Origin of the sequence: Achromobacter sp. GD03932 (genome assembly GCF_029839485.1) — a bacterium.
In the GTDB taxonomy this organism is placed as follows: domain Bacteria; phylum Pseudomonadota; class Gammaproteobacteria; order Burkholderiales; family Burkholderiaceae_B; genus Achromobacter; species Achromobacter bronchisepticus_A.
Genome location: NZ_JAOCAT010000064.1, coordinates 1 through 4,947, shown reverse-complemented (window position 1 = coordinate 4,947; position 4,947 = coordinate 1). Strand labels below are relative to the sequence as shown.

Sequence of the window (4,947 nt, the reverse complement as noted above, 5' to 3'; positions counted from 1 at the left end):
CGCCGGTCCTATCTGCCCGCGCAGACCTCGCTGCTGAGCTGGCGGTTGATGACCGGCCGCCACGGGACAAGGGTGCATTTATGGCTCTTTTCAACCACAGCGAACTGGCTGCTGGATAATTGTACGGTGCCGGTGGACTTGTCGCTCACGCCTTCGCTATCCGTGGTAGTATCGAACGGTAGTCCGTGCAGACCTTCCGGCCCATGTCGTTGGCGAGGCTGAGCAGGTTGCGAAGCGCCGCGCTGCGATTGGACGGCGACCAGACAGCCGAGAAGGCGACCGGCTCCGGCTCGTCGGTGAAGGGCAAAAAGACAATGCCGTTTGTCGGCAACAGCGCCGTGGCCGCGCCGACGATGGTGATGCCAAAGCCCTGTCCGACCAAAGACAAAAGGGTGCCACGCCCCACGTCGAAGCGCAGGATCGACGGCGCAGGCCAGCGCTCGGCATGGCGTAGCACGATATGGCTATGAACCTGCGGTCCAGTGCCGCCATGCCGGACAAGGAACGTCTCGCCTGCCAAATCGGGCCATGTGACGGCTGACCGCTTGGCGAGCGGATGCCGTTCCGGTAGCACCGCCAAGAGCGGTTCGGTCCATGTGCGACGGGAATGGCAGTCGGGTGGTTGGGGCGTGCCCGCGACGAACGCCACGTCCAACCTGCCGGCGCGAAGCTGCACCACCGCTTCACGGGCCGGGCCTTCGGCGATCTCGACTTCAACATCGGGGTAATCCTTGCGGTATTGGCCGATCAGCTTTGCGAGGAAGCTATGCGGAATCAGGGCATGGATACCGATACGAAGCCGGCCGCTTTCTCCGGCTGCCGCCATGCCGGCGGTTTTCACCGCATGGTCGAGTTGGTCAATACCTACGGCTATCCGCTCGACGAAATGGCGTCCGGCCTCGGTCAGCCGAACGCCGCGCGCATGACGCTCGAACAAGAGGATGCCGAGGTCTTCTTCCAGTGCCTTCACGCGGGCGCTGACGCTGGACTGTGCAACGCCGAGCGCGTTGGCGGCGTGACGGAAGTTGAGATATTCGGCGACAGCGAGAGTGTGAACTAAGGTCATCATTGGCACTCGCCCCGAAAGGAGATGATTGCTCAACAGATTTAATCCGTCATTTCTCCTAAGTCTACGCATGCCAAATCGCCATGACTAAATCACAATGAAGTTGCGAATGGTCTGCGTAGTATTGGCAGACATATTAAATAGAGGATCGCGCCGACAATCCAAACCCAACCGTTCCATGCCCCGGCGGTGGCAGAATAGAGTGCTGTGAAGCCAAGCGGTCCTGCGATAGAGCTTAGATTGGTGAGGCTCGTTAGCGTTCCTTGCAAAGCCCCTTGCTTGTTACTGCTGACATTGTTTGAGAGCATTGCCTGCAAGGCCGGCATGCCAACACCCCCGGCGGCAAGCAGCAACAGAATCGGGAACACCATCCATCCCTGCGTGGCAAAAGCCAGAAGAACGAAGCCAGTCGCATCCGCAGCCATGCCAAACAGCAGCGTGCGCCGCTCTCCAAGCCGGCTTGAAAGCGGGCCGGTAACAAACGCTTGGAAGATCGCATGTGTTGCCCCAAACGCCGCGAGCGACAAACCAACGGTCGCGGTGTTCCACTGAAAACGGTCCTCGCCATATATGACCCATAGGGCTGCAGGCACTTGGCCGATCAGTTGAATAATGAAGAAAACTGCGAAAAGCGCACCTAGCCCGCGCAATGCATCATCCAGCCGTAACAGAACGAATGGTTTGATGCGAACCGGCTTTCCGGTCCCGCCATGGCTGTGATGAGTCTCCTTGAGGAAAATGCAGGCAAGCAGGAACGCGAACCCGTTGAGAAGGGCGGCGGCGATAAACGGGGCATGAGCAGAGATACCACCGAGCATGCCACCAAGTGCTGGCCCGGCAATCATGCCCGCCCCATAACAGGCCCCCATGTAGCCGAACCAGCGTGCGCGAGAACCTTCCCCCGTCGAATCGGCAATGGTTGAGGCTGCTACAGCTCCGGTTGCGCCCGTGACGCCGGACACGAGTCGGCCGATATAGAGCACCCATAAGACCGGCGCTGATGCCATAATCGTGTAATCGACTGCGGCTCCTGCAAGAGAAGCCAGAAGTACCGGACGCCGACCGTAAGAATCCGAAAGCTGTCCAAGCATGGGCGCGAAGACGACCTGCATCAATGCATAGAGCGACAGCAAGGCACCATAGTGTCCAGCGACCTGCTCTGCTGGCACAAGCTCACGCAGAAGCGTCGGAAGGACGGGCATGATGAGGCCGAGACCCATGGCGTCAAGACCCACGATCAGCAGGGCAATGATGGCAGAGCTGCGCACCTGAAACTCCAGCGCCGCTCAATGGAGCGACTTTATCAACGATAAGGAGATGGAAATAGAACTTATCGGTGATAAATTGTCAAGCACTGGCGAAGGAACGTGAATGACCAAACTGGACAAGGGCACCGTGATCGCGGCGGCGCTAGAGCTGTTGAACGAGGTTGGCATGGACAGCCTGACGACGCGGAAGCTCGCTGAACGCCTCAAGGTTCAGCAGCCTGCGCTTTACTGGCATTTCCAGAACAAGCGAGCGCTGCTTGATGCGCTCGCCGAGGCGATGCTGGCGGAACGCCATACCCGCTCGCTACCCGAAGAGAATGAGGACTGGCGGGTGTTCCTGAAAGAGAATGCCCTGAGCTTCAGAACGGCGTTGCTCTCTTATCGCGACGGCGCGCGTATCCATGCCGGCACTCGACCGACAGAACCGAATTTTGGCACCGCCGAGACGCAAATACGCTTTCTCTGCGCGGAGGGCTTTTGTCCGAAGCGCGCCGTTTGGGCGCTCCGGGCGGTCAGTCACTATGTGGTCGGTTCCGTTCTCGAGCAGCAGGCATCTGATGCCGATGAGAGAGTTCCGGACAGGCCAGATGTGTCCGAGCAAGCACCGTCGTCCTTCCTGCACGATCTGTTTCACGAGTTGGAAACAGACGGCATGGATGCTGCGTTCAACTTCGGACTCGACAGCCTCATCGCTGGTTTCGAGCGGCTGCGTTCATCTACAACAGATTAGAGGCTTATGCCCCTTTGCCGCCCCAACTGCCACGACACCGATCCGCTTTGCACGATGCCCATGACCTCACGGCCGAGCTGGCGGTCGATGACCGGCCGCCACGGGACAAGGGAAATGAGCGGTATCTTGCCAGACAGGATACCGCCATTCACGAGGTTTCGAAGATTATTGCGCCGCATCGGAGCGGGCTTGCTTCCAGTCGTCGGCTAGACGACTGGCGACTTCTCGGTGGCAGCATCACGGGATCGAAGGAGCGCCAGCCCCAACGACACCAGCACTGCCATTGCCGTGGCGTAACAAATCACGGGCCACGCTGTATCGCCGTTTAACAGCGTCACCGCCAATGTCCCGACGATACTGACTATCAGGCTTTGGATGCAGAAGTAGAACGCAACCGCTGATCCAGCGATGTCGTCGAACTGCGCAAGTGCGCCGTTGGCGGTAACGGACACCGTGAAGACAATGCCGACCGCGACAACCCACATCGGCAGGATGAAGCTGAAAAATGACGGCGATCCGAAAAGTTGGCCGATCCCCAACAGGATCGCGCCGGAAACGAGCAACGCCATCCCGCGCGCTACGCATCCCGCGATACCCCATTTGGCAACGAAGGACTTTGCGAAGCGGGTTGTCGTGACCATGACCAGCGCGACAGTCGCGAAGGCCAAGCTAAATCCGATCTCGGAATAGCCGGCTTGGCCTATGAGAACACGGGGGGCTGTCGAGAAGAAAACGAAGAATGTGCCCATGCCGGCACTAAATCCGACCGTGTAAACCCAAAAGGCCGGACTCGCGAAGATCGGCAAAACAGATCGTTGCGTTCTGGCCTGATCCAACGGTCGGGTTTCATGCCACCTGAAACTGGCGTTTAAGAGTGCGAGCGAAGCCAGTGCAGCCAGTGTGATGAAGATCGCCTGCCATCCCCAAAACTCGCCGATCAGCGCACCGGCTATAGGGCCGAGCGCAGGCACGAACGCCAGCATCGAACTGAAAAGGCCGTAGATGACGGCACCTTCGGGACGATTGGCATATACGTCGCGCACGGTCGCGAAGGTGGCCACCAGCATGGCCGATGCTCCAACAGCCTGAACCAGACGAAACGCAACAAAGGCTAATGCAGTTGAAGAACAAGCCGCTCCCAGAGACGCAGCAACGAAAGCCGTTGCGCCTACAAGCAGGATCGGCCGTCGCCCGACGCGATCGGAGAGTGGCCCAAAGATCACTTGGCCCACACCGAGCATCACCATGTAGAGGCTCAACGTGAGTTGGATTATGGATGGAGTCGTGTTCAGGACGCCCGGCATCGCCGGAACGACTGGAAGATAAATATCCATCGCCAGCGAGGCGAGGATGTCGAAGGGAGCCATAAGCAGCAAGGCTGCCGGCAGCGTATAGGCCCACGCGGGGCGTGTGGTGGTCATGACGAATCAACCGCTCGATTAAGGATACCGGGCAGCGTCTGCTCGTCAGCAATCAGATGGGATTGGTCTTACAGAGCGCCGCAACAACAATTCTGATGTTGCGGCTTACTTGTCTGCTGACTTGGAATTTCCCATGCTGATGGCTCCACGATTACGAAATTGAATAGCAGATCTTATCGAATTAGTTGTTGCGTTGCAATGCGGTATCGTTGGCTCCTATAGCCCCAACCCCCGCTGCCGCCCTAACTGCCACGACACCGAACCGGGTATAGGAAGTTCAACCGCCCTTTTTGGCGAGTCTGGCGGGTAGGAAGCGGCCGCGCAAGCGCCGCTTTGGGCACAGATCGGGCACAGATCGGGGGTTCATGCGTGGGTTTTCGACATCGCGGGGCCACGCAGCGGCTCAGTGCGTAGCCATTTCTCACCGAATCCCGGCACAGGGCCGAGCGCAGCCCTGCGGGG

4 protein-coding genes and 2 pseudogenes are annotated in these 4,947 nt (G+C 59.0%); 1 reads left to right on the top strand and 5 read right to left on the bottom strand.

Features of this window, described 5'->3' with window-relative positions; translation table 11 throughout:
- Positions 1–23: 23 nt before the first annotated feature.
- The 3 genes and pseudogenes from N5C88_RS31280 to tet(G) all read right to left on the bottom strand — a co-directional run.
- Positions 24–161, bottom strand: a pseudogene (locus tag N5C88_RS31280) (DUF3363 domain-containing protein); the annotation flags it as partial.
- Positions 146–1,066 (bottom strand): LysR family transcriptional regulator, encoded by a 921-nt coding sequence (locus N5C88_RS31275; RefSeq protein ID WP_239498451.1) that lies wholly within the window; start codon positions 1,064–1,066, stop codon positions 146–148. The pseudogene N5C88_RS31280 and the gene N5C88_RS31275, both read right to left, overlap by 16 nt.
- 92 nt (positions 1,067–1,158) lie before the next feature.
- The gene (tet(G), locus tag N5C88_RS31270; protein ID WP_001257840.1) at positions 1,159–2,334 is read right to left on the bottom strand and encodes a tetracycline efflux MFS transporter Tet(G); all 1,176 of its coding nucleotides are present in this window, start codon (positions 2,332–2,334) and stop codon (positions 1,159–1,161) included.
- Positions 2,335–2,437: 103 nt separating this feature from the next.
- Between tet(G) and tetR(G) the strand changes: the two genes are divergently transcribed.
- Entirely contained in the window at positions 2,438–3,064 is a 627-nt protein-coding gene (gene tetR(G) / locus N5C88_RS31265; protein ID WP_000163574.1) for a tetracycline resistance transcriptional repressor TetR(G), read from the top strand.
- Here tetR(G) and N5C88_RS31260 read toward each other — a convergent pair.
- A pseudogene (locus tag N5C88_RS31260) lies at positions 3,061–3,177 on the bottom strand (DUF3363 domain-containing protein); the annotation flags it as partial. The gene tetR(G) and the pseudogene N5C88_RS31260 overlap by 4 nt on opposite strands.
- 93 nt (positions 3,178–3,270) lie before the next feature.
- Positions 3,271–4,485 (bottom strand): chloramphenicol/florfenicol efflux MFS transporter FloR2, encoded by a 1,215-nt coding sequence (locus N5C88_RS31255; RefSeq protein WP_000214125.1) that lies wholly within the window; start codon positions 4,483–4,485, stop codon positions 3,271–3,273.
- Between the last annotated feature and the right edge of the window lie 462 nt (positions 4,486–4,947).

Bases quoted from the DNA above. Each gene is read 5' to 3' on its own strand.
- N5C88_RS31255 (WP_000214125.1), bottom strand. From the start codon at position 4,485: ATGACCACCACACGCCCCGCGTGGGCCTATACGCTGCCGGCAGCCTTG.
- N5C88_RS31275 (WP_239498451.1), bottom strand. From the start codon at position 1,066: ATGACCTTAGTTCACACTCTCGCTGTCGCCGAATATCTCAACTTCCGT.